Source organism: Streptococcus cristatus (genome assembly GCF_003943535.1).
GTDB classification, from domain to species: Bacteria; Bacillota; Bacilli; order Lactobacillales; family Streptococcaceae; genus Streptococcus; species Streptococcus cristatus_L.
The window spans coordinates 1-748 of sequence record NZ_RJPU01000031.1 but is presented as its reverse complement, the minus strand read 5'-3'; the positions used below and the strand labels follow the sequence as shown (position 1 = coordinate 748).

Genomic DNA, 748 nt, shown 5'->3' with positions numbered 1-748 from the left:
TCTGCGTATTGATACTTGATGGTACGTGTAACCTTCTTGTTGAGTTCTGCTGGATCCTTGATTGCTTCTTTACCATGACGAAGAGTAACCACAAATTGTTGGTCCTTCTTATCATCGTTATCGAAGGTCTTAGGTCCCTTGAACTCATCGTTCACCACTTCGTAACCCTTGTCTGTCAATTCTTTCAGACGAGTTGCGTAGTTAGTAGTTCCGATTGGCTCACCTGACTTACCGCTTTCAACTACCTTACCAACTTCCTTGTTGTTATCATCTTGGTCTACGAATGTGATAATCGCTTTTTGACCATCTTTAACATAATTGATTGGTGTATCCTGAGTTGGATCACTTGGAATTGGTGGTGGNTTGTAACCCTTGCTTGGATCGCTCGGATCTTTCGGTGTCAATGGTGTTGTGCCATCTGGGCCGACTGGTGTAGTACCTGGTACATCTGGAACTACTGGAAGGTCAGTGCCTGGTTTCGTTGGATCTGTTGGATCATTTGGATATGGAAGATTTGGTACTTTTGGAAGTCCGTCTGGTACATTTGGTACGTATGAACCGAGCTTCTTGTATTGTACAACTTCTTCGCTATCCTTATCATCAGGAGTCACTGTCTTCGCTGCTACATTAGCCTTATCTGCCACAAATCCAGTTACGACTGGTGTAGCTTCTTGAGCCAATTCTTTCGTAGCTGGTGTCCATGCACCGTAAGTCTTCTTGTCAGTTACGTAAGTCTTCTTGTCAGTTA

At 43.8% G+C, this 748-nt stretch carries 1 protein-coding gene; it reads right to left on the bottom strand.

From position 1 onward, the window contains the following. On the bottom strand, window positions 1-680 hold a 680-nt coding region (locus tag D8790_RS10660; RefSeq protein WP_446677485.1), incomplete at its 3' end, for a mucin-binding protein. Window positions 681-748: the final 68 nt, after the last annotated feature.